This window comes from Paenibacillus sp. LPE1-1-1.1 (genome assembly GCF_040676435.1).
Lineage (GTDB): Bacteria > Bacillota > Bacilli > Paenibacillales > Paenibacillaceae > Pristimantibacillus.
Window position 1 is genome coordinate 1515666 of the sequence record NZ_JBEGHY010000001.1, and the last position, 21877, is coordinate 1537542.

Annotated in this window: 24 protein-coding genes; 3 read left to right on the top strand and 21 right to left on the bottom strand. The window is 50.3% G+C overall.

From position 1 onward, the window contains the following. Nucleotides 1-30: 30 nt before the first annotated feature. The 16 genes from MRBLPE1_RS06535 to MRBLPE1_RS06610 all read right to left on the bottom strand — a co-directional run bounded on the left by MRBLPE1_RS06535 (nt 31) and on the right by MRBLPE1_RS06610 (nt 14819). Nucleotides 31-753, bottom strand: a complete 723-nt coding sequence (locus tag MRBLPE1_RS06535; protein WP_364143053.1) for a nucleoside phosphorylase — start codon at nt 751-753, stop codon at nt 31-33. Between the two features lie 4 nt (nt 754-757). After that, on the bottom strand, nt 758-1432 hold the full coding sequence (locus MRBLPE1_RS06540; RefSeq protein ID WP_364143055.1) for a sulfite oxidase-like oxidoreductase: 675 nt from the start codon (nt 1430-1432) through the stop codon (nt 758-760). A gap of 56 nt (nt 1433-1488) precedes the next feature. Then, complete coding sequence (locus MRBLPE1_RS06545) at nt 1489-2412, bottom strand: ABC transporter permease (protein WP_364143058.1); 924 nt, start codon at nt 2410-2412, stop codon at nt 1489-1491. A gap of 1 nt (nt 2413) precedes the next feature. Next, nucleotides 2414-3463, bottom strand: a complete 1050-nt coding sequence (locus MRBLPE1_RS06550) for an ABC transporter permease (RefSeq protein ID WP_364143061.1) — start codon at nt 3461-3463, stop codon at nt 2414-2416. After that, complete coding sequence (locus MRBLPE1_RS06555; RefSeq protein WP_364143064.1) at nt 3456-4955, bottom strand: ABC transporter ATP-binding protein; 1500 nt, start codon at nt 4953-4955, stop codon at nt 3456-3458. The genes MRBLPE1_RS06550 and MRBLPE1_RS06555 overlap by 8 nt, the downstream gene beginning before the upstream one ends. A gap of 122 nt (nt 4956-5077) precedes the next feature. Next, nucleotides 5078-6133, bottom strand: a complete 1056-nt coding sequence (locus MRBLPE1_RS06560) for a BMP family lipoprotein (protein ID WP_364143067.1) — start codon at nt 6131-6133, stop codon at nt 5078-5080. A 145-nt stretch (nt 6134-6278) separates the two neighbouring features. Further along, the gene (locus MRBLPE1_RS06565; RefSeq protein ID WP_364143069.1) at nt 6279-6704 is read right to left on the bottom strand and encodes a MarR family winged helix-turn-helix transcriptional regulator; all 426 of its coding nucleotides are present in this window, start codon (nt 6702-6704) and stop codon (nt 6279-6281) included. A 229-nt stretch (nt 6705-6933) separates the two neighbouring features. Then, a complete protein-coding gene (locus MRBLPE1_RS06570) occupies nt 6934-7821 on the bottom strand; it encodes an urease accessory protein UreD (protein ID WP_364143072.1) in 888 nt (295 codons plus the stop codon). Continuing rightward, nucleotides 7822-8550: an urease accessory protein UreG gene (ureG, locus tag MRBLPE1_RS06575; RefSeq protein ID WP_364143075.1), complete on the bottom strand. Its 729-nt coding sequence runs from the start codon at nt 8548-8550 to the stop codon at nt 7822-7824. Nucleotides 8551-8583: 33 nt separating this feature from the next. Then, on the bottom strand, nt 8584-9276 hold the full coding sequence (locus MRBLPE1_RS06580; protein ID WP_364143077.1) for an urease accessory protein UreF: 693 nt from the start codon (nt 9274-9276) through the stop codon (nt 8584-8586). A 42-nt stretch (nt 9277-9318) separates the two neighbouring features. After that, nucleotides 9319-11034 (bottom strand): urease subunit alpha, encoded by a 1716-nt coding sequence (gene ureC, locus MRBLPE1_RS06585; RefSeq protein ID WP_364143080.1) that lies wholly within the window; start codon nt 11032-11034, stop codon nt 9319-9321. Further along, nucleotides 11031-11399, bottom strand: coding sequence for an urease subunit beta (locus tag MRBLPE1_RS06590; protein ID WP_364143083.1), 369 nt, complete (start codon nt 11397-11399; stop codon nt 11031-11033). Before MRBLPE1_RS06590 ends, ureC begins: the two co-directional genes overlap by 4 nt. 35 nt (nt 11400-11434) lie before the next feature. Continuing rightward, a complete protein-coding gene (locus MRBLPE1_RS06595) occupies nt 11435-11740 on the bottom strand; it encodes an urease subunit gamma (RefSeq protein ID WP_308995766.1) in 306 nt (101 codons plus the stop codon). 229 nt (nt 11741-11969) lie between these two features. After that, nucleotides 11970-12932, bottom strand: coding sequence for a D-alanyl-D-alanine carboxypeptidase family protein (locus MRBLPE1_RS06600; protein WP_364143086.1), 963 nt, complete (start codon nt 12930-12932; stop codon nt 11970-11972). Between the two features lie 95 nt (nt 12933-13027). Next, nucleotides 13028-14113: a sensor histidine kinase gene (locus MRBLPE1_RS06605; protein WP_364143088.1), complete on the bottom strand. Its 1086-nt coding sequence runs from the start codon at nt 14111-14113 to the stop codon at nt 13028-13030. Nucleotide 14114: 1 nt separating this feature from the next. Beyond that, nucleotides 14115-14819: a response regulator transcription factor gene (locus MRBLPE1_RS06610; RefSeq protein ID WP_364143091.1), complete on the bottom strand. Its 705-nt coding sequence runs from the start codon at nt 14817-14819 to the stop codon at nt 14115-14117. A gap of 241 nt (nt 14820-15060) precedes the next feature. Between MRBLPE1_RS06610 and ilvD the strand changes: the two genes are divergently transcribed. Continuing rightward, the gene (ilvD, locus tag MRBLPE1_RS06615) at nt 15061-16746 is read left to right on the top strand and encodes a dihydroxy-acid dehydratase (RefSeq protein ID WP_364143093.1); all 1686 of its coding nucleotides are present in this window, start codon (nt 15061-15063) and stop codon (nt 16744-16746) included. Nucleotides 16747-16821: 75 nt separating this feature from the next. On the opposite strand, the gene MRBLPE1_RS06620 is transcribed toward ilvD, so the two are convergent. The 5 genes from MRBLPE1_RS06620 to MRBLPE1_RS06640 form a co-directional block, all read right to left on the bottom strand. Next, complete coding sequence (locus MRBLPE1_RS06620) at nt 16822-17562, bottom strand: anti-sigma factor (RefSeq protein WP_364143096.1); 741 nt, start codon at nt 17560-17562, stop codon at nt 16822-16824. After that, nucleotides 17529-17672, bottom strand: coding sequence for an anti-sigma factor family protein (locus MRBLPE1_RS06625; protein WP_364143099.1), 144 nt, complete (start codon nt 17670-17672; stop codon nt 17529-17531). The genes MRBLPE1_RS06620 and MRBLPE1_RS06625 overlap by 34 nt, the downstream gene beginning before the upstream one ends. Further along, entirely contained in the window at nt 17669-18016 is a 348-nt protein-coding gene (locus MRBLPE1_RS06630) for a sigma-70 family RNA polymerase sigma factor (protein ID WP_364143102.1), read from the bottom strand. Before MRBLPE1_RS06630 ends, MRBLPE1_RS06625 begins: the two co-directional genes overlap by 4 nt. Then, the gene (locus MRBLPE1_RS06635; RefSeq protein ID WP_364143104.1) at nt 17943-18140 is read right to left on the bottom strand and encodes a sigma factor; all 198 of its coding nucleotides are present in this window, start codon (nt 18138-18140) and stop codon (nt 17943-17945) included. Before MRBLPE1_RS06635 ends, MRBLPE1_RS06630 begins: the two co-directional genes overlap by 74 nt. A gap of 139 nt (nt 18141-18279) precedes the next feature. Further along, entirely contained in the window at nt 18280-19671 is a 1392-nt protein-coding gene (locus tag MRBLPE1_RS06640) for a polysaccharide deacetylase family protein (protein ID WP_364143107.1), read from the bottom strand. A 166-nt stretch (nt 19672-19837) separates the two neighbouring features. On the opposite strand from MRBLPE1_RS06640, the gene ytvI reads away from it, so the two are divergent. Together ytvI and MRBLPE1_RS06650 are read left to right on the top strand one after the other, a co-directional pair. Further along, the gene (gene ytvI / locus MRBLPE1_RS06645; protein ID WP_364143110.1) at nt 19838-20992 is read left to right on the top strand and encodes a sporulation integral membrane protein YtvI; all 1155 of its coding nucleotides are present in this window, start codon (nt 19838-19840) and stop codon (nt 20990-20992) included. 116 nt (nt 20993-21108) lie between these two features. Then, on the top strand, nt 21109-21435 hold the full coding sequence (locus tag MRBLPE1_RS06650) for an antibiotic biosynthesis monooxygenase family protein (RefSeq protein WP_364143113.1): 327 nt from the start codon (nt 21109-21111) through the stop codon (nt 21433-21435). Nucleotides 21436-21877 lie beyond the last annotated feature (442 nt).

Sequence of the window (21877 nt, forward strand, 5' to 3'; positions counted from 1 at the left end):
ACGTTTCCTCCTTGCCCAGCAACAAGTTTTTTATACGGCCGCAAGCTTGGCAACAGCCCGCAGCGCCGTTTCGATCTCCCGTTCCACTGCTTTCGCTACGGTATCCGTATGCGGATCATATTCGCCGGCCAAATCGGAATCCGCGTATCCGTCCAATGCCAGGATCGCACCCGCACGCGCACCGCGAAGCGTTGCAATGACATACAACGCAGCAATTTCCATCTCAACGGCAATGGCTCCAGCTTGCTTGTATTGACGATGGGGAATGTCCACAACGCCGGAGAAGAACACGTCGAGCGTAACGGTAATGCCTTTCTTTACAATCCCTTCGCTCTCCAGCGCTGACGCATAGAGCGCTTCTGTCACCTCGCTGTCGGCGACCGCAGGGAAACCGGCCGGCACCAGCTGATGCGTTAGGCCCTCAGCCCGCACGGCAGCCGTGCTTACGACCAGACTGCCTGCAGGATGCTCCGCCGAATACGATCCTGCCGTACCGACGCGTATAAGAGTTTTTACGCCGCCGCGAATCAGCTCCTCGAAGCAGACCGCTGCTCCCGGCGAGCCTACGCCATGGCTTACGACAGCAAGCCGTACGCCTTTGTAATCCCCTACGAAAGTGCGGTATTCCCGCGCAAACGCAAGTTCCTTTACATTTTCCAGCTTCTGCGAAATAAGCTCCGCACGCCGCGGATCTCCGCATACGACAGCGTATTCCGGCAAATCCTCGGGATTGACTTGTAGTATAGGTAGCATCTGCTTAATCAAACTCCTTTTTCATCCATTCATCCTCAGGCATTTCGTTCTCATCGCTGCTAAAGCGCTGTTCCTGGAACGGATCTGCATAGTTGTGGAAGCCGTTGCGCTCCCAGAAGCCCTCGCGGTCCTCTTTCATAAATTCAATTCCCGTGATCCATTTTGCGCTTTTCCAGAAATACAAATGAGGAACAAGCAAGCGCATCGGCCAGCCATGCTTATCGGTCAGAGGCTCGCCGTCAAAGCGGTGGGCGAGCAAAACGTTATCGTGAAGCAAATCCTCTAGCGGTAAATTCGTATCATAATCCTCGTCTGCATGGATCATGACGTATTTCGCATCCGCCTTCACGCCAAGCAGGGGCAGCAAATCCTTAAACGTAATGCCTTCCCATTCCGTATCCAGCTTCGACCATCTGGTTACGCAGTGAATATCGCATAAGACCTTCGTTTGCGGAAGCGCAAGCAGCTCCTCGAAGCTGAAAGTGCGCTCCTCTTCTACCTCGCCAAATACACGAAGCGACCAGCTGTTCAAATCATAGTCAGGCACGTCCCCTTCATGCAGGATAGGAAACCGTTCCGTGACCGTTTGGCCTGGGGGCACGCGGTGGGCAATCTCCGGCGCAACCTCTGCTTGTCTGATGGCCTTCACATTTTTGAGACGATCGGCTTTTTTATGCATCGTTTTACCTCCGTTCAATTTGCAATGTATTTGTATGACGAATAAGCAGTCCCCCTCTACCGGGAGCTTTCATTCGATTTGCGCGCTTCCTGCATGTAACCTTTGTCCTTAAAGAATAACATAGCAACGATCGTGACGATATACGGCAGCATCATCGTAAAATGCGTCGGCATGGCAAAGCCCTGCAGCCTGATGCTAAGCGCATCCATAAAGCCAAACAGCAGGCTCGATGCGGCTACGCCGATTGGATTCGATTGGCCCAGCATCGTTGCAACGAGCGCGATGAAACCCCGTCCGGATGTCATGCCTTCCGTAAACATCGTAACGTTCCCGAGCGACAGCTGGGCCCCAGCAAGCCCGCACAATACGCCGCACATCAGCACCGCCCCGTATTGGATCCGCGTGACTTTGATGCCCAGGCTCTTGGCGGCAGTCGGATTCTCGCCTGCGGCTAGCAATCGAAAGCCCGTTACCGTCTTGAATAAGAACAGCTGCAGGACAATTACAAGCAATACCGATAAATATACGAGGGGTGAGTGGCCGGACAATACGTCGCCGAGCCATGGAATATCCTTCAGAACCGGAATATCCCATTTGGGCAGGCCCACCATATCCTTATTGTAGTAAGCGCCTTTCACATCAAAGATGGCGCGCAAGGAGAAAGTCGTCAGTCCTAAAGCCAAAAAGTTAAGAGCTATCCCGACAACTATGACATTTGCCTTCAGTTGTATGCTCATATACCCAAACAATACCGAAAATAAAAGCGAGCATAACACCGCAAACAGTACCGCCGCAAATACGTTCCCCGTAAAGTGGTTGCCCACGATCGCCGAAAAAGCTCCAATCAGCACTAGGCCTTCGAGACCCACGTTAAACAAACCGACACGCGCGCATATTGCGCCGCCGAGTGCCGCTAGCAGGATTGGCGTTACCATGCGAAGCGTCGAGGCAAACAAGGAGGCATCTAATAAAAAATCCATATTATGACCTCGCCTTCTTGCGTTTTATAAACGAATAAGTGAATTTGGCAGATACGAATAAGATGAGCACCGCTTGAATGATGCTGGATACCTCGAGAGGCACCTCCGTGTTACGCTCCATTCCCATGCCGCCTGTCTGCAGCGCGGCAAGCAATATCGCGGCAAGGGCAGTGCCGAGCGGATGGGATCCAGCAAGCAGCGTGGCCATTATCCCGGACCAGGCATATCCAGGCGTGGTTAACGCCCCGTCCAAATAACGGTACTGCGTGCCCAACACCTCAACGGAGCCCGCCAGGCCGGCAAAGCCACCGCTGACAAACATGCTGATCAACATCATTTTCCCGCGCTGAACGCCGCCATAGCTCGCAAACAGCGGATTGCCGCCCAGCATGCGTATTTCATAACCTTTGACTGTATAACGCATAAATAAGAACAGCAAGATCGCTCCGAGTGCAGCAATAATGAAGCCGGCATGCAAACTCATTCCTTTAAAAAGCTTTGGCAGCCATACGCTCTGATCGAGCATTACGGTCTGGGCCATCGCGGCCGAACCAGTGCGATCCTTCAATGGATAAGATACGATGTAGCCTGCAAATAAAGTCGCGATATAATTAAGCAATAACGTAGTTATCAACAGATTCATTCGGAATCTGGCATCCAGCCAGCCTGCGAATGCCGACCATATTCCCCCGGAAATAATCCCGGCCGCAATTGCAGCGATAAGCCTGAGCCAGCCGGGTCCCGGCAAGTAGATGGCCGTTACCGCTGCGCTTAGCGCGCCCAGCACCATCTGTCCTTCCGAGCCCATATTAAAAAATCCGGCCCGGAAGGCAAGCGCAACGCCAAGCCCAATCAATATGATCGGCGTTGCGCGGCTTAGCGTATTGGTAAAAAAATAAAAACTGCCGAATGCGCCCTTCCACATTTCAGCGTATGTTTCCGTAACGGAGCCTCCGACAATGACGATGGCAATGGCGCCGGCTGCCAAGCCGACAAGAACCGCCAAAAGTGGCTGCAGCAGCGAGCGTCCGATTTGTACCAGCTTATCCAACTGCTTTTCCTCCTGCCATTAACAAACTAATTTGCTCCTCGGTAGCCGAATCCGCATCAAGCTCACCTACGATTTGCCCCTCATACATCACCAAAATCCGATCAGAAAGCTTTAATATTTCGGTTAATTCGGAGGAAATGAGCAGGATTGCTCCTCTCTCATCGCGCTTTTTGAGAAGCTCTCCATGGATGATTTCCATTGCGCCGACATCGACGCCGCGCGTAGGCTCGGCCGCAATCAAAAATGGCGTTTTCTGGGCAAGCTCCCTTGCAACGATAAGCTTTTGAAGGTTGCCTCCGGACAAAAACTGCGCTTTGGTAGCTAACGAGCCTGTTTTTATGCCGAAGCGCGAAACCCATTCACTCACCATCTGACGAATACCGGTACCGTCTAAAATGCCGTATTTCTGATGCTTGCCTGTATGGCCCATTAAGCCGTTTTCCGTTACGGTTGCATCCTTTGCAACGCCCCATTGGTAACGGTCCTCCGGAATATGAGCAAGCCCCCGTTCACGGATAGCGCCAACCGGCGCACCGGTCATGTCCTGCCCGAGCAGCTTTATTGCGCCGCCATCCGGTCTCATGAGGCCGGCTATCGTTTGAATGAGCTCCGATTGGCCGTTGCCTGAAATACCCGCGATGCCGACAATCTCGCCTTCATCTACATGCAGGCTCACATTGCTCAGCAGCGGCTTTGTTTTCAAACCATTCATTGAAACGTTCATAACCTCCAGCACCTTCTTGCCCCTGCTGGCCTCATTGCGCGATATATGTATCAAATCCCGGCCAACCATCAGCCGTGACAGCTCTTCCGCGTTTGTATTTTTAGCGTCGACCGTTCCGGTAACCTTGCCGTCCCGCAGAACGGTAACCCGGTCGGCAACCTCCATGATTTCCTGCAGCTTGTGGCTGATCAGAATAAAGCTTTTCCCCTGGGCGGCTAATCCTTTTATCGCAATGAGCAGCTCCTTTACTTCAAGTGGGGTCAAAACGCCGGTCGGCTCGTCCAAAATAATGACTTCCGCGCCTTGGTAAAGCACCTTCAAGATCTCTACGCGCTGCTGCATGCCAAGCGAGCAATCCGCAACCTTCTTCCACGGATCTACCGGCATGCCGTAAAGCCTGCCTATCCGATCCGTTTCAGCGGCAGCCGCCTTTCGGTCAAATCCTACTCCCTTGGAGGGCTCGCGGCCAATGACTATGTTTTCGGCAATCGTAAATGTCGGAAACAGCATGAAATGCTGGTGGACCATGCCTATTTTATGCTTGATCGCATCAGCTGGACTGGCAAACGAAACCGGTTTTCCATCCAATAGGATTTCACCGCTTGTCGGACTTTCCATTCCGTACAATATGCGCATCAGAGTTGTTTTTCCAGCACCGTTTTCACCGACCAAAGCATGAATTTCTCCTCTTTGCAGCGAAAACTGAACATTGCTATTTGCGGTTACGCTCCCATATGATTTCGTTATGCTGTCCATTTGCAGCAACATACTAATGCTCCTCCCCGTTCCATGCCGTACCGTATAAACAAAAAAAACCACTTCCTCCTTAAAGGAGGAAGCTTCTAAGCAACAAGCAAACCGGCTGCATGGGTAGCAGCCGGCTTGTTATTCTATTGAGCTAACGGGTTAACTACTACGATTTTACCAGATTTAATATCTTCGGCAATCACTTTTACTTTATCTACGTTTTCTTGGCCGATGAACGGGCTCAGCGCAGATTTGCTATCTCTTGTTACGAATGTAAGGCCTACGCCGTCTTCTTTCAAGCCGTAGTCCGCAACGCCGTATGCGAAGCTTCCTTCTACGAAGCTTTTTACCGTTTCGTAAGCTACAGCGTCCGTACCCTTCAATTGCGAGAGAACGATATGCTCTGGATCTTCTTCGGTACGGTCTGTATCTTGGCCAGAAGTAAAGAAGCCTTTTTCTTTCGCTGCTTCGAATACGCCGTTGTCGCCAACTGCCGCCATGCCTGCGATATAGTCAGCGCCTTTGGACTGTTGAAGCAAAGCAAGCTCTTTACCTTTAACAGGATCCGCGAAGCTGCCTACGTAGTTAACTAGGAATTGCGCATCTGGATTCGTGCTTTTCAAGCCTTGCTCAAAGCCCGAAGTATATTTGCTAAGCAGCGGCGCGTCAACTGCAACAACAGCGCCTACGATATTCGTTTTAGTGGAAAGACCGGCAAGCGCGCCCATCAGATAAGCAGCTTCATGCTCGCGGAAGTTAACGCTGCGCACGTTGGGAAGATCTACGACGGTATCAATGACTGCGAATGGCTTGTCCGGGTTTTCAGCGGCAACCTTCTTCAGTGCATCCTCTGCTTGGAATGTTGCGGTAATGATCAGATCATAATCTTCGGCAACGGTTGCGCGAAGGTTCTGTTCGAAACCGGCAGGGTCAGTAGATTCGATTGTTTTTACTTCAGCGCCGAATTCTTCGCCCGCTTTTTTGAAGCCTTCATCCATCAATACGAAAAACTTGTTTACGCCGATTTTTTCAGGCAGCACAAGCGCGATTTTTTTCTTCTCCGCTTTGTCGCCAGCTGTGTTATTCGTCACTGCGCCGTTATTCGCCGCGTCTCCTGCATCATTTTTGTTTGATCCGCAAGCCGCAACAATCGCAACCATTAGAAACAACGAAACCGCCAATGCTAAAGCCTTTTTCATCGTAATCTCCCCTAAACAATTGAATGTATTAATTCCTTTTAATCCTAGTTGTTTTATCGGAATTTGTCAACCTATTTCATTTCGACAAATTTCTATTTTATTCTACACCAATCTACCTTGTAATAATAATGAAATATGTAAATAGTCACGAATTTGTAACATCCGATTCCATATTCCTGCTCATATGTTCAAAAAGCTGAAGCCCCTGCTCCATGTCCTGTTCCGACATGCCATCAAAGAGCTTATGCATCAATTTTGAGCGGACGGTTTCGATCAGGTTGACGATTTTCAAGCCTTCCTCCGTGAGGTCAAGCATGACCACGCGGCGATCCTTCTCGCCCCGCTCCCGCTTCACATAACCCAGCTCAATCAATCGGTCCGCGATCCCCGTTACTCCCCCGCTCGTAATCATTAGCTGCTCCGCTAACGCAGATGCCTTCATCGCGCCTGACTGCGACAAGATGATGAGCATTCTGCCGTGGGTCAACCCAAGTCCATGTACATTATAGCTATTCCATTCCGCATTGATCTGCCTGCGGACTTGACGAAAGGATTCGTCCAGTTTTCTCATTAATTCCAGCTTTCCTGCACTTGAAGCTTCCAAACGATCACCAACCTATCCTCTATTTCAAAAAAAGCAACCAGTTGATCATATTATAACGTTCATTTATGAGATTAACTAATTATCTTTTCAGAAAAACAGGATTTTTCCCGGCTGAAGCCAAAAAAAACCAACCGGCGGAAAAGCCGGCTGGCCTTATGGCTGGCCTAGATTGTATTTCGGCAGCTGGTTAAGACGATCATCCTTGCAACAAACGCAGCGGAGGCTTATCAAGCAAGCCTTTGCGCGCTGTCTTCCACAACTCCTTCATGAGCTGCTGCAGAGGCCAAGCCGCTGTCGAAACGGCGGATACCGCTACCCCGAACCGATAAGTCAGGGAAGATCCTGCAATGACCCGATGGCCCTCAGGCGAAGCAAAGCTGTCCAGCGTCTCCTGCAATTGCTCTAGATGCGTGCCGTTCACGCGGTCAGAGAACAGATAAAAGGTTGCCGAGTGGGTCATATCATCCCAGCATCCGGGAGCCGACAGGGCTTGCTGCGCCGGCTCGATCCGCTGTCGCTGCGTGAAAATGAGCTCTTCCTCTGTTCCGTAATAAACGGAAAGCGAATTGTGATAGGAGCGGTAATCGAACCGCTCGCCCCGCAGGGAGCGTCCGGGACAAAGTACATCCGCCTGCAGCCAAGCCGCTCCCTCCTTCAGCTTAACCTTCGTCTCGTTCCGAAACGCCGCATCCTTGTAAAGCATAATAGGCTCGGGCATATGCTCAACGACGGCATTCTCCTCAAGGGCGAACGCCTGACGCATCGAAGAGACGGCGTCAGGCTCGCTCGGATGCACCTTCGTGTAGGATTGATTGGTAATCATGACATGGGAATCCTGTCCCGCAGACCAAGCCAGCTCATAGCTGTCGCCGCTGAGCAGACCGGGCGACACATCCATGACGATAACGCCAAGCTGGCCGTCCAGCGGAAATGCTTTCGCGATTTTTATAGGCGCGGTATGAAACTTACTTTCGACATAGGTTTGTCCTTGCCGGCTTGCGAAGGCTGCACGCAGCACAGACGTCCGGATGCGCGGCTCGTTCTCTGCGCCGCCTTGCTTCCCCGAATGATTGGCAGGTTCCATTTAAGAAGCAGTATGCGGGTGCCCAGAAGATAAGTCGGTCAGCTGGATCACATGGGAATGCTCCGTCCCCCGCGCATGGGCGACTTCATGCGTCAGCCAGCTCACGATCTCGTCAACGCCGTCGCCGCCGAACAAGTTCGAGAACACGAACGGACGATCACCGCGCATTTTCACCGTATCGGCTTCCATGACCTCAAGACTTGCGCCTACATAAGGCGCCAAATCGATTTTGTTAATGACAAGCAAATCGGAGCGCATAATGCCGGGGCCGCCTTTGCGAGGAATTTTTTCTCCTTGGGCCACGTCGATAATATAGATAAAACGATCAACCAGCTCGGGGCTAAACGCCGCAGCCAGATTGTCTCCGCCGCTCTCGATAAAGATAAGATCCAAATGCTCAAAACGTCGCTCCAGCTCTTCAATCGCTTCAAAATTCATCGAAGCATCCTCACGGATGGCTGTATGCGGACAGCCTCCGGTTTCCACCCCAATAATCCGTTCCTCAGGCAGAACGCCCGTATTGAACAGGAATCTGGCATCTTCCTTTGTATAAATATCATTTGTAATCACGGCTACGCTGTATTTCGTATGAAGCTCGCGCGTCAGCCTCTCCACAAGCGCCGTCTTACCGGACCCAACCGGCCCGCCGATGCCGATGCGAATCGGTCTTGAGCTGTCGATTGCCGGGCTCTCCCATTCTTGATGCGTATGTCCTTGTCCTTGGCACATATTTTATTCCTCCATTTTCGTATAGATTTGTCGTTATGACATAAATAATCGTGAATATAAGCGTTCATGCCTCATCATCGCCATCTCCGCCATTGGCATATTGGAATACGCCTCTTCCGGCTCGAGCTCCCTTGTTACCGTCATTGCCTGCTCGGTTAATGGAGTCAGCCTCGCAATCAAAAACTGACCCTCGGTCTGCCCCATCGACATGAGACGCAGCGCGCTGTTGACGCAGGTTACGATGCAGCTGTAGAAATAACCTTGTATCGCCCGCTCCTCCGACACGCCGAGCTGCCAGCAAGCATAGCCATGCGAAAGCGGATGGGAGGCAAAGCACTTGCCCGCCCGCATTGCCTCGGAAAGCGGAGCCCAGTCCAGCTGCGGATGGATCGCCGCAGCAAGCTGGAGCAGCCGCCGGCCCATTTTTTCCACGCCGCTGCGTGTCTCCGATGCGGCCCGCTGCAAATGCACGAGCCTCTCGACCGACCACAGACGTTCCCACTCCGCTTGCGGCGCATCGCGGTACACCGCTTTGATGACCATGGCATCTGAGCATGCCCAGCTTTGCAGCAGCATTGCAGCTGCATAGGCATAAAGCTGATTGGACCGATTCATCCTGCCGTCCTGCACCATGGACTCCAAACCGAACGAATGCGAGAAACCGCCGATCGGCAGGGCCGAATCCAGCAGCTGCTGCATGGCCAGCCATTTAACGCTCTCATTCAATATTGCTTGCCTCCTTCCAGCCTCTGAGGCACTTTTTATCCCTTAGAACAAGAAATAACGCTGCGCCATCGGAAGCACCTCTGCCGGCTCGCACGTAACATGCTCGCCATCTACCAGAACGTGGTAGGTCTCCGCATCCACTTCCAGCTTCGGTGTCGCATCATTATGGATCATGTCCTTCTTCGTTACCGTTCGGCAGCCTTTCACCGGTTCGATCCGCTTCTGAAGGCCAAGCTCCTCTGCTATGCCCCGGTCATAAGCGGCCTGCGATACAAAAGTGATTGAGCTGCTGAATACCAGCTTGCCGAAGGATGCAAACATCGGCCTCCCGAATACCGGCTGCGGCGTCGGAATCGAGGCGTTGGGATCGCCCATTTGCGCGAATGCGATGCTTCCGCCTTTTAGCACAAGATCCGGTTTAACCCCAAAGAACATCGGATTCCAAATGACGAGGTCAGCGAATTTCCCCGCTTCCAGCGATCCGACCAAATGCGAGACGCCATGCGTAATCGCTGGATTGATCGTATACTTCGCAATATAGCGCTTGATACGGAAGTTATCGTTCTGCTCGTTATCCGGCAGCAGGGGACCACGCTGTTTTTTCATTTTGTCAGCCGTTTGCCAGGTGCGAATGATAACCTCTCCAACCCGGCCCATCGCCTGCGAATCGGAGCTGATCATGCTGAATACGCCCATATCATGCAAAATATCCTCGGCGGCGATCGTCTCCGGCCTGATCCGCGAATCCGCGAACGCTACATCCTCCGGAATGCTGCTGTCGAGATGATGGCAAACCATCAGCATGTCCAGATGCTCTTCTATCGTATTAATCGTAAAAGGGCGAGTCGGATTCGTAGAAGACGGCAATACGTTGAGCTCGCCTGCCGCGATAATGATATCAGGCGCATGACCGCCTCCCGCGCCTTCCGTATGATACGTGTGGATCGTCCGGCCGCCGATAGCCGCCAGAGTATCCTCGACAAAGCCCGCTTCATTTAAAGTATCGCTGTGGATAGCGACCTGCACGTCATACTGGTCCGCGGCCAGCAGGCAGGCATCGATCGCCGCCGGCGTCGTGCCCCAATCCTCATGCAGCTTCAGCCCGATTGCGCCTGCTTCGATTTGCTCGATGAGCGGAGCAGTAAACGAGGCGTTGCCCTTTCCCGTATAACCGATATTCATCGGAAAATGCTCCGCTGCCTCCAGCATCCGGCGCATATGCCACGCGCCCGGCGTAACCGTCGTCGCGTTGGTGCCTGTCGCAGGGCCCGTTCCTCCGCCGATCATCGTCGTGACGCCTGAGGATAACGCCGTCTCAATCTGCTGCGGACATATAAAATGGATATGCGAATCGATGGCTCCGGCCGTTACGATTTTCCCTTCTGCCGCGATCACCTCGGTACTCGCTCCGACGATCATATTCGGATGGACGCCGTCCATAATATCCGGATTGCCCGCTTTTCCGATTCCGACGATAAAGCCGTCTTTGATGCCGATGTCCGCTTTCACGATTCCGGAATGATCGATGATGACCGCATTCGTTATCAGCGTATCGAGCACGCCCTCATCACGCAGCGCGCCGCTCGATTGTCCCATGCCGTCTCGTATAACCTTGCCGCCTCCGAACTTGCATTCATCTCCGTATACTGTATAATCATGCTCGATTTCAGCCCAAAGCTCCGTATCCGCAAGCCTTACCGCATCGCCGGTTGTCGGTCCGAACATGGCCGCATAGCTGCGGCGATCCATCTTCGTCATGCTCCGCCGCCCTCCCACGCTTTTAGCCGTTCCCTCACGGCCTCAGGCATAGTTCCCGCTTCTGCTTTTCCTTGGCTGAGGCCATTCAATCCATAGGAAAGCTTCGCTCCTCCAAGCTCTACGACCGTAACCGGTTTTTCCTCTCCCGGCTCAAAACGGACCGCCGTTCCCGCGGCAATATGAAGCCGCATGCCAAACGCTGCCTCACGGTCGAACTTTAAAGCGCGGTTTACTTCGAAAAAATGAAAATGAGAGCCTACTTGAACAGGCCGGTCTCCTGTATTCACAACGATAAGCTGCTTCGTTTGGCGTCCGGCATTTAACGCAATTTCGCCTAAAGCCGTCCGGTATTCCCCAGGAATCATATGGCAAAGCTCCCCTCTCCGTATGTATCTATCGCTTAATGCGTAATCGGATCATGTATCGTAACGAGCTTCGTCCCGTCAGGAAAAGTAGCTTCCACCTGAACCTCATGTATCATTTGCGGAATGCCGGGCATGACCTGCTCCGCCTTCAAGATTTGCGTTCCAAATTCCATTAGCTGCGCAACCGTCATCCCATCTCGCGCGCCTTCCATAATTTCAGAGGTAATAAGCGCTACGCTCTCAGGATAATTAAGCTTCACGCCGCGATTCATTCGCCGCCTTGCCAAATCAGCTGCGATCGTAATAAGCAGCTTCTCTTTTTCACGTTCCGTCAACTGCATGTTTTCACCTCTTCATCCGTAATAATTCCATTATAGACAGCAAATTATGGATAGTAAATCTCATTGCGTTAGATTTTGTGACATTAAAACAAAAGATCTAGAAAAAGCGGACTTCGCTCTCTCTAGATCTCACATGATTATTACACTATTATTCCCCTAGGTATAATTGATATTGTTCGGCGTCATTCCGTATCGACCGAAGCCAGAAACATTCTTATCATTATCCCGTCTAGATACCCAGCTTGCTTTGAATATGCCCGATCAAACTCGTCAAACCGTCCGTCTGAAAGCCGTAATCAAACAGCAGCCCGGTTTCAATAAAGCGCTGCTCCGGCGTATGTGCACCCATAACAACGGATACCAGCCGTCGTCCGTCTTTCCTCGCTGTCCCCGTAAAGCAATAGCCTGCTTGCACCGTATATCCCGTCTTCAAGCCATCATTGCCAGGAAAGGCATAAGGCATGCCGTTTAGCATGAGATTCGTCGTACGCAGCTTCTGCGACGTGCTGGCAAGCCTTACGCTGCTGCGGCTCGATACCTCCAGCACCTCAGGATATTTCTTCAATAAATAAGCGGCAAGCGATGCCGTATCCTTGGCCGTCATCACCGTATCCGCATTTGCAGACGCTTCTGCATACGGAAGCAAATCTTCGGAGCTTAACCCGGTCGCATTCGCAAATACGGTTTGGCTGGACAAGCCCAGCTTCAAGGCGCGGCTGTTCATTAAGGCTGCAAATTCCGTCTCGCTACCGCTGACATGCTCCGCCAGCGCCACTGCGGCATCGTTTGCGGAATGGACGGCCATCGCTTCAAACAGCTCTCTGACGGTATAGGCATCCCCCGCATCAAAACCGATTTGAGCGCCTGGCACCAAGGATGCATAGGAGCTTGCTGTGACGAGGTCTCCCCAGCCCAGCTTTCCTTCACTGGCCATGTCCAGAACGATCAGCTCCGTCATCAGCTTTGACATGCTCGCGGGCGGCAGCGCTTCATCGGCATTTTTCTCATACAGCACCTCGCCTGTTTGAAGGTCCAACAGAACGGCCGAGCCGGATTCAAGCTGAAGCCCGGAAACAGACGGTTTCCCCTTTAATGACATCAGATACAGGATGCAGGCTGCTGCGCAAACCGCAATGATCAATATAATGACCGCCGAATTAAATCTTCTTTTATATGTTCTCTCCATCAGCATGGTGTTGTCTCCCTTTCGCTATCGCTTCTATACAACCAAGTATAGGGACCGGAGCTTAAGGAGACCGTAATCAAACCATAAGAAAAGCTTAATATTTAATGATTAATGGGCAGCGTTACCTTAAAAGAGGTTTGCTCCAAATCGCTGGACACCGTAATGGAACCGCCGTGCTTTTGTATGATGCCTTTTGCTATCGCAAGCCCTAGCCCCGACCCTCCAGCCCACTGCGTGCGTGATTTATCCACCCGATAGAAACGATCGAATATATAAGGGAGATCCGCTGAGGGGATAGGGTCTCCGAAATTGATAATTTCGACTACCGCAGCGCCCTCCTCAACCTGTGTGGTTACGATCACCTGCTTCCCTTCCCTGCCGTAATTCATGGCATTCGCGATCAAATTTTCAAATACGCGCACAAGCTTCGCTGCGTCGCCTTTCACCGTCACTATCGTTTTGTCGGTCACGAGCTTGCTCAGCATGCCCGCTTCCTGAAGAGGCAGCCGAAACTGCACCAGCAGCTGCCCCAGCATTTCAATTAAGTTGAAACTTGTCACTTTCAGCCCTGCCGTATCGTGTCGCATTCTCGTATATTCAAACAAATCGTTGATGAGAACATTCAGCCGCTGCGATTTATCGTAAGCGATTTGAACGTAATGCCTTAGCTCCACCTCATCGCGGTACCGGTCCTGCTCAATCAAGCCCAAATACCCGAGAACCGAAGTCAGCGGCGTTCTCAGATCATGGGAAACGTTTGTAATCAGTTCATTTTTTGTTTGCTCCGCCTTCCGTTCGTCATCAAGCGCATGATGCAAGCGTCCGACCAGATTATTTATATTGGCAGCCATGGGGCTAAAAAGATGCCGTTTGCGCACTTCAATTTTGTAATCCATTTCATAGATGCCTTCCGCTATGCTGCGGACAGTCAAGTTTATCTGGCCCAAATAATGAAACAACCGCCACTGCAAAATAAAAAAATACAAAAAGAACAGCACGATGCCTGTTCCTCCTAATATGAAAGCCTCTCCGAACAAATCGGCAAAACTTCTGGCTATATTTTCGAGGGGCTCTAATCGGCGAACGAGGTACATTCCTGAAAAAAGAAAGAAAAATACCGTAACGAAAGCTAATCCAGCACTAATGATCAAATGAAGCAGGGTGCGGAAAACTAATTTCAAAGCCATGTTATCCTTCAATTTTATAGCCAACCCCCCATACGGTAACGATCATTTTGTCGCCAAGCTCCTTTTCCAGCTTATCCCGAAGTTTGCTGATATGAACCATCACCGTATTATTGGAATCAAAATATTTTTCTTTCCATACCTGCTGAAAAATATCCTCCGCGCTGAATACCCGGCCCGGCTGGCTAGCGAGCAAGTGTAAAATCCCGAATTCCGTAGAAGTTAGGTGAAGCGGTTTGCCATCGACCTCGGCGGCATGGCTCAGCTTATCGATGCGCAGCGGCCCCAGCCGCAGCTCCTTATCCGAACGCGTATCGCCGTTTCCATCCGCCTGGCTGCCATACTGATATGAACGCCTAATCAAAGATCGGACGCGCGCTATGAGCTCAAGCGGATTAAACGGTTTGATCATGTAATCATCCGCTCCGGTCATCAGCCCCATGATCTTATCCATATCTTCGGCCTTTGCGCTCAGCATAAGGATAGGCACGGATTGATCGCGCCTTAAGCGGCGAGTCGTCTCCAGTCCGTCCATATTAGGCATCATAATATCCAAAATAACCAGATCAAACGGCTTTTTTCCGTAAGCCAGCAATGCCTGCTCGCCGTCATATGCCTTTTCCGTGGCGAACCCTTCGTTTTTCAAATAAATTTCTATAAGTTCAGCGATTTCCCGCTCATCGTCTACGATTAATACCCGTCTTTCCATAAAGAAGCACACTCCCCCTGGCCCTTGATTGTTTTTCACATTGTGTCCTTTGAGCATACTATACATGAATATCCTCGGGCATGTCCTGACGTTTGGCGCAATATCACAATGTTTAAGCAATTTTTAATGGTTTCTTAATAATTGCCATAATTCCGCAACTGTCTGACGTTATAGCCAACGCTTGTCCGTTGTGATAAAATCGAGAGTATTATATTTTATTATGCACATAGGGGGCACTTACATGGCGGCCAAAAGAATGCGTTCAGACATGATCAAAAAAGGTTTCGACCGCGCACCGCATCGCAGCTTGCTGCGTGCCGCAGGCGTAAAAGAGGAAGATTTCGACAAACCGTTTATCGCGGTTTGCAACTCGTATATTGATATTATTCCTGGTCATGTTCATTTGCAGGAGTTCGGTAAGCTTGTAAAGGAAGCTATTCGCGAAGCTGGCGGCGTTCCTTTCGAATTTAACACCATCGGCGTAGATGACGGTATCGCGATGGGACACATCGGCATGCGTTATTCCCTTGCCAGCCGTGAGATTATTGCCGATTCGATCGAAACGGTAGTTAATGCCCACTGGTTTGACGGCATGGTCTGCATACCAAACTGCGACAAAATTACGCCGGGTATGATTATGGGCGCGCTTCGCGTCAACATCCCGACGATGCTTGTCAGCGGCGGACCCATGAAAGCGGGTAAAACTTCCGATGGCCGTTCAATCTCCCTTTCCAGCGTATTTGAAGGCGTTGGCGCTCACCAAGCCGGTAAAATTAATGACGATCAGCTAATGGAGCTTGAACAATTCGGCTGTCCGACTTGCGGCTCATGTTCCGGCATGTTCACAGCTAACTCGATGAACTGTTTGGCAGAAGGCATGGGACTTGCTATGCCAGGCAACGGTACGATTCTTGCCGTTTCTCCGGAACGCAAAGAATTCGTTAAAGACGCGGCTCGCCAGCTTATGAAGATCATTGAGCTTGGCATTAAACCGCGTGATATCGTTACAAAAGATACAATCGACAATGCATTCGCGCTTGATATGGCAATGGGCGGCTCCACAAATACGGTTCTTCATACGCTTGCTATCGCGCATGAAGCAGGTATCGAGTACCCGATTGAACGTATCAACGAAGTGGCTGAGCGCGTTCCGCATCTTGCGAAAATCGCTCCGGCTTCCGATTATCACATCGAAGACGTTCACAATGCAGGCGGCGTAAGTGCGGTTCTAAACGAGCTGTTTAAGAAGGAAGGCGCTTTGAATGGCGACTGCATTACCGTTACAGGCAAAACTCTTCGCGAAAATGTATTGGGCTGCGAAATTCAAGATACGGATATTATCCGCACCATTGATAACCCGCATACCGAACGCGGCGGTCTAGCGGTATTGTTCGGTAATCTGGCTCCAAACGGCGCAATTATCAAAACAGGCGCGGTGGACAAGTCGGTTGGCGGCTACCACAAAGGTCCTGCGATCTGCTTCGATTCCCAGGATGATGCGCTTCACGGCATCGCTAACGGAAAAATTAAAGAAGGCCATGTCGTTGTTATCCGTTATGAAGGACCGCGCGGCGGCCCAGGCATGCCGGAAATGTTGGCTCCAACCTCCCAAATCGTTGGGATGGGACTTGGCGCCAAGGTAGCCCTTATCACTGACGGACGTTTCTCTGGCGCATCTCGCGGCATCAGTATCGGCCATGCTTCACCGGAAGCAGCCGAAGGCGGACCAATCGCATTTGTCCAAGACGGCGATATCATCGAGATCGACATGAACAACCGTACGATGGATCTTCTGATCAGCGACGAAGAATTCGCAAAACGCCGCTCCGAATGGAAAGGCTTCGAACTCAAAATCAAACGCGGCTACTTGGCCCGTTATGCTCATCTTGTTACTTCCGCCAGCACAGGCGGCGTAATGAAAATGTAGTTTTATAATTAAAAAGGAATGCAGGCTGGAAACAGCCTGCATTCCTTTTTTTTCGTTATTTGCAATGCTTCCTTGTTAGCCGCTAACCAGCTTCCCTGCAAGCACGATCTCTCCGCGAGGCTGAAGACCTTTGGTATCCGGCTCATGCGTAATGGCAATTTGATCATATTGATCCGGAGCGAAGGTGTAATAAAGCGCCCCCGTACCGTCATTCGTAAGAAATGTGTCTGCATTTACGGGTTTGCCTTCCTTCAACAGCCATACCTGGAATGCTTCATCATTCGTAAGCTTCGGCAAATTTTCCGCTTGCACGATTAAATGCATGCCTTTGGCATCAATGACGATTGTCGCAAGTCCTTGGGCAACGATATCCGGAATGGCCGGCGTCAAAGCAACCACGCTGTTGACCTGAATGCCGGTAGGCGGCTGTTCGACAGCCTCCAGCTGCTGCTGCAGTTCCTGAACCTGAACCGCGAGCTTATTAGACTCGCCGTTTAATTGATTAACCTGCTGATATAAAGCAGCTGATACGATCAACAGTGCCGCTGCAGCTGCGGCTAACGTCGGCGTCGTCCAGCTTTTCGCTTTATTTTTATCTTTCTTTTGCGCCGAAACGATTTCAACAACCGGTTTTACCGGGACCGTTTGAACCTGCGTCAATGCTTCAGCACCCGTCTTCGATTCCTCTGCACTTGCCCGATCTGCCTCAGCAACCGCCGCAAGTATTCGCGCCTTCATTCCTGAAGGGGGTTGTACCGGCTGGACGGTTAACGGCATGATGCCTAATCGGAAAGCTCCTTCAGCTTCAGCCGGCAATCTTTGCAGCCTAACAAATGTGCTTCAAATGCAAGCTTGTCCTCTTCATCCAATCCGTCAAGCAAATACATTTCTACATCTTCACAACTGATACTATGCTGATTATTCACGGCCTCGCCCCCTCCTTCATTCCTGATTCAAATTTCTTTCGCAGCTGGGACAGCGCCAGCCTGACCCTGCTCTTTACCGTCCCAAGCGGTATATTGTGGTTTTGGCTGACTTCCTGCTGCGTATAGCCCATAAAATAAATAAGTTCAACGACCTGCTTCTGGTCCTCGTTCAGCTCTCCGAGCGCTTCTTTCATTTGCTCGCCTAGCAGTTTATGTTCAACCTCTTGCTCTATTGTTTGAGGCGCTGCCTCTCTTTCAAGCGCGCCTTCTTCACGGGCTTCCAAGGGTTTTCGTCCTTGCTTTCTGAGCCAATCCACGGATAAATTGCGCGCTATCGTAAACATCCAGCTGCTGATCTTCCCTGCCGATTCGTCCGTCCGCAGAATTCCATACCCGTATGAACAATTCCTGTACGACCTCTTCGGCCGCCATCGCGTCCTTCACGATCCGAAATACAAAGGAATACACCTGACGCTCACTATTCCAGATAGATAATGAACGATGCTGAATTTCTAAATAATCTTAAGCATACAAGCGCATACTAAAAAACAGCTGTCAAGGAATCCTGAGCAGCTGTTTTATTGCGGGAACTTATCCCTCATCCACGTTATATTGCTGTTGTTTTCGTACCCAGTTGCGCAGCTTCGTCGGCCGCCGCGCTTAATGTTCGTTCTACCGCATCAGTTATATCCTGCATCATGTTCAGCTGCGTCGTTGCATAACGCCTAATGGTTGCAACGGGCATTAGCAGCATGCGCGGCGAAATCATGTCTCTTTTCTTTCTATCTTTTCCCGTCTTCTGCGTGTTGGTCAGCACCTTGATCAACATACGCAGGTAGATGCGGGTCGACTTTGCGAATAAACCCTCAGGCAGCTGGAAAATTTCAAAACCCAAGCGATCTGCTCCGCGGTGGATCATGGTAACCCCGTACACGGCTTTGATGTCGTTAGCCTCGGAGTCGGCAGCAAGCTGATTAGCAAGCAGCGGAAGCGCCTGCTCAACCTCTCGAAGCATGCGAATGCCAGTCGCAACCGGAGACTTAGAGGTCGCAGCAATGGATGACAATTTTTTGTTGTCAAAATGCAGCTCTGCGACTCGGTCGCCCTTGACCACGCGGCCGCCTTCGGCAAATTCGACGTCTTCGCCCGTATACCGGATTACCCGGTAGTGGAATGCGGCATCCTCAGCATTGCCAACCGTTTTTAAACGGAAGACGACATGGAACAGCTTCTCCCATAAGAGCCACAGCGAAATTATCGCTTTTTTCCAAATGGAAACATGGATCGACCTCGCAGCTTCCGTCAGCTTCATCATTTCCTCGATGCCTACAAACCGGTAGCCCTGCTTGGCGCCTTCCTCCAAATAAGCCTCCAAAGCAATCAGCATATTTCTCGGCGCATCCTTATCCGCACCGAACGTCATGCCGCAATCATGCAGCAGCAATACTTCGCCCGGTTTAAGCTTCTCAAGCATCCGCTTCTTCAGCCGCTCCGAACCAAGCCGAATACGCCAATCTCCGAACATTGCCGACCATAAAATAATTTGCAAATGCCCCAGCTTCGCGTAATCAAATACGTTTACGATTCCCCATGGCGGACGATAATAAGCCGAACGCGACCCTGTTGCGTTCTCTATAATATCAAGGGTTCGCTCAATTTGGCGCTTAACCGTTCGGGGCCGCATAAGCCAATTTGATTTATGGACATAATTATGAACGCCGATATTGTGTCCTTCATCCTTCATGCGCCGCAGCAGCTTTTCTTGCCCCTCGGCATGCGAGCCCACGACAAAAAACGTCGCCTTCGCATTGTAGCGGGCAAGCAAATCAAGCAGCTCGGGTGTATAAATCTCATCTGGCCCGTCATCAAACGTCAATGATATCTCTTTTTCTACACGGCCCTTCTTAAAAACACGAAAGCCAAATGTGCGGCTAATTAGTCCTGGAAGAAACGCATAGAAGGAAGCAACGTATAATCCCCATAACAGCAAATTTTCCATTTTGTTTTCCCCACCGTTATATGATTTAGTCGACGAATGAATAGCGGTACAAAACAACAACAGTAGCTTTAATTGTAGCATAACGCGATAAAAAATAGGCGCTTTTTTAAAAACTATAGTACAATCTTTATGGAAATATGATTATAGAAAAAGAAGGAGTACCCGTATGCTGCCCTTTTACAAAAAGTACTGGCGAACCGCCTTTGACATCGCCCTCATTGCTCTCACTGTCTATTTAATTATGTATTCATTCAGTTATTTGTACCGAATCGCAACGCCCATATTTTTTTCTTTTGTCATCTTCTTATGTATTGAACCGCTCGCAAAACGCCTGAACAGGCTGGGCATGAAAAAATCGATCGCTTCAGGTATCTCGGTCCTCCTCTTTACGTTGATTATCCTTGCCGCTTTCTCCGGGGCAGCCTACCTGGTTACGAAACAAGGCACGGAATTAGTCGAGAATTTTCCAAAATACCAAAAAATACTCGCTGCCCAAATCGCTAATATTACCGAGGAGATCCAAAAGAGGTTCAGCTCGGCTCCGGCTGACTTGGATCTTGTCCAGCGCTCCAAGGATTTAATTGAAGGCGCTTCTGCTACGCTTGCCAATTTCGGTAAAACCGTGATGCTCAATATGATCAGCTATGTCTCTTCCTTCTCGACCTTTATCTTCAACTTCGTGATCGGGATTATATTAGCTTATTTCTTAAGCATAGAAATTACGACATGGAAGCAAACAGCTGAGAATAAAACACCAAATACGTTTAAGGCCGCATTTTTTTTCCTTCGGGATAACGTGCTCAAGGGTATCGCTCTCTACTTAAAAGCGCAGGCAAAAATGATCGGCATTACATTTATCGTGATCTTGATCGCTCTCCTGCTGCTCGGCGTGGACAATGCGTTCGTCATCGCGGTCGTATCCGCGATATTCGATATCTTGCCGCTGCTCGGAGTAGGAACTATTTTTATCCCTTGGATTATTTACTTAATTATCGTAGGCAAAATATCGCTGGCGATTTGGCTTTCGGCTCTTTTTCTAGTCGTCGTGCTTACTCGTCAAATACTCGAGCCTAAAATTACCGGCGATTCCCTTGGCGTATCCGCCTTTACCATGACCGCATTCATGATTGTATCGCTGTCCTTGTTTGGTGTAGCCGGCGTTATCCTTGCCCCGATTCTGATGATTTTAATAAAATCATTGTACGATCAAGGTTATTTCCACCGCTGGATTCGTACGCCGGCCGGAGAATACGATGCGGCGCCAAGCGCGCCCCATAAGGAAACGATAATAAAACCCGAAGATCAAACAAAAAAAGACTAGTTTGCTTTGATATCGTTGAAGTCAAGCCTTGCCAGAGCGATTGCGATGCCGCTGGCGGCTTGGCTTCATTTTTTATTTCCATGCAGCATCAACTAACCCTATCGGAGGAATGGCTTATGAACGGAATGGCAAAAACGCCTGCTCCGCCTTACTATGCGGTTATTTTCGCCTCGCAGCGAACAGAAGGCGATAACGGTTACGGAAACATGGCGGACAAAATGACGGAGATTGCTTCGCAGCAAAACGGTTTTTTGGGAATAGAGTCCGCGCGCGACGCCGGATTAGGCATTACCGTGTCCTATTGGGATTCGTTAGATGCCATTCAAGCTTGGAAGGAGAACGCCGCTCATCAGGTAGCGCAGCAGCGAGGAAAAAGCGAATGGTACCAAAGCTTCGTTCTGAGGGTTTGTAAGGTGGAGAGGGATTATTTTTTCGAGATGTAGGTGTGGAGGTGTATGTGGAGATGTAGATTTGCCCGATCGTCGTTAGACGGTGGGCGTTTATAACTAAGGTTCGCTAGAGATCACGAATGATCCTGTGTCTCCAATAGTTTCTAGGTCATCATTAGTTCTTAAACATTAGTTCCTGGACCACCAACTTTACTTAAACAATCATCAGTTCCTGGACCACTACTAGTTCGTAGTCCACTAATGGTACGTAGACCACTAATTATTCACAGACCCCAATAGTTCCTAGGGAATTAACTGTTTATAAAAAATTAGCAGTTCCATGTCAATTCACATTTCCATTCCTAAGCTACTAATGCTTCCTAGACCATCAATAGTTCGTGGACACTTATAGTTCCTATACACTAAGATTTCTATACGATTTCCTAGACCACCAACAGTACCTTGGCAACTCACGTTGCTAACAATTATCAGACCA

Coding starts and splice junctions, on each gene's coding strand:
- MRBLPE1_RS06555 (WP_364143064.1), bottom strand. CDS start 4,955: ATGTTGCTGCAAATGGACAGCATAACGAAATCATATGGGAGCGTAACC.
- MRBLPE1_RS06595 (WP_308995766.1), bottom strand. CDS start 11,740: ATGCAGTTGACGGAACGTGAAAAAGAGAAGCTGCTTATTACGATCGCA.
- ureG (WP_364143075.1), bottom strand. CDS start 8,550: ATGTGCCAAGGACAAGGACATACGCATCAAGAATGGGAGAGCCCGGCA.
- MRBLPE1_RS06570 (WP_364143072.1), bottom strand. CDS start 7,821: ATGGAACCTGCCAATCATTCGGGGAAGCAAGGCGGCGCAGAGAACGAG.
- MRBLPE1_RS06565 (WP_364143069.1), bottom strand. CDS start 6,704: ATGAGAAAACTGGACGAATCCTTTCGTCAAGTCCGCAGGCAGATCAAT.
- MRBLPE1_RS06590 (WP_364143083.1), bottom strand. CDS start 11,399: ATGATTCCTGGGGAATACCGGACGGCTTTAGGCGAAATTGCGTTAAAT.
- MRBLPE1_RS06545 (WP_364143058.1), bottom strand. CDS start 2,412: ATGGATTTTTTATTAGATGCCTCCTTGTTTGCCTCGACGCTTCGCATG.
- MRBLPE1_RS06610 (WP_364143091.1), bottom strand. CDS start 14,819: ATGGAAAGACGGGTATTAATCGTAGACGATGAGCGGGAAATCGCTGAA.
- ytvI (WP_364143110.1), top strand. CDS start 19,838: ATGCTGCCCTTTTACAAAAAGTACTGGCGAACCGCCTTTGACATCGCC.
- MRBLPE1_RS06600 (WP_364143086.1), bottom strand. CDS start 12,932: ATGCTGATGGAGAGAACATATAAAAGAAGATTTAATTCGGCGGTCATT.
- MRBLPE1_RS06630 (WP_364143102.1), bottom strand. CDS start 18,016: ATGTTTACGATAGCGCGCAATTTATCCGTGGATTGGCTCAGAAAGCAA.
- ureC (WP_364143080.1), bottom strand. CDS start 11,034: ATGACGAAGATGGATCGCCGCAGCTATGCGGCCATGTTCGGACCGACA.
- MRBLPE1_RS06640 (WP_364143107.1), bottom strand. CDS start 19,671: ATGGAAAATTTGCTGTTATGGGGATTATACGTTGCTTCCTTCTATGCG.
- MRBLPE1_RS06535 (WP_364143053.1), bottom strand. CDS start 753: ATGCTACCTATACTACAAGTCAATCCCGAGGATTTGCCGGAATACGCT.
- MRBLPE1_RS06560 (WP_364143067.1), bottom strand. CDS start 6,133: ATGAAAAAGGCTTTAGCATTGGCGGTTTCGTTGTTTCTAATGGTTGCG.
- MRBLPE1_RS06605 (WP_364143088.1), bottom strand. CDS start 14,113: ATGGCTTTGAAATTAGTTTTCCGCACCCTGCTTCATTTGATCATTAGT.
- ilvD (WP_364143093.1), top strand. CDS start 15,061: ATGGCGGCCAAAAGAATGCGTTCAGACATGATCAAAAAAGGTTTCGAC.
- MRBLPE1_RS06650 (WP_364143113.1), top strand. CDS start 21,109: ATGAACGGAATGGCAAAAACGCCTGCTCCGCCTTACTATGCGGTTATT.
- MRBLPE1_RS06540 (WP_364143055.1), bottom strand. CDS start 1,432: ATGCATAAAAAAGCCGATCGTCTCAAAAATGTGAAGGCCATCAGACAA.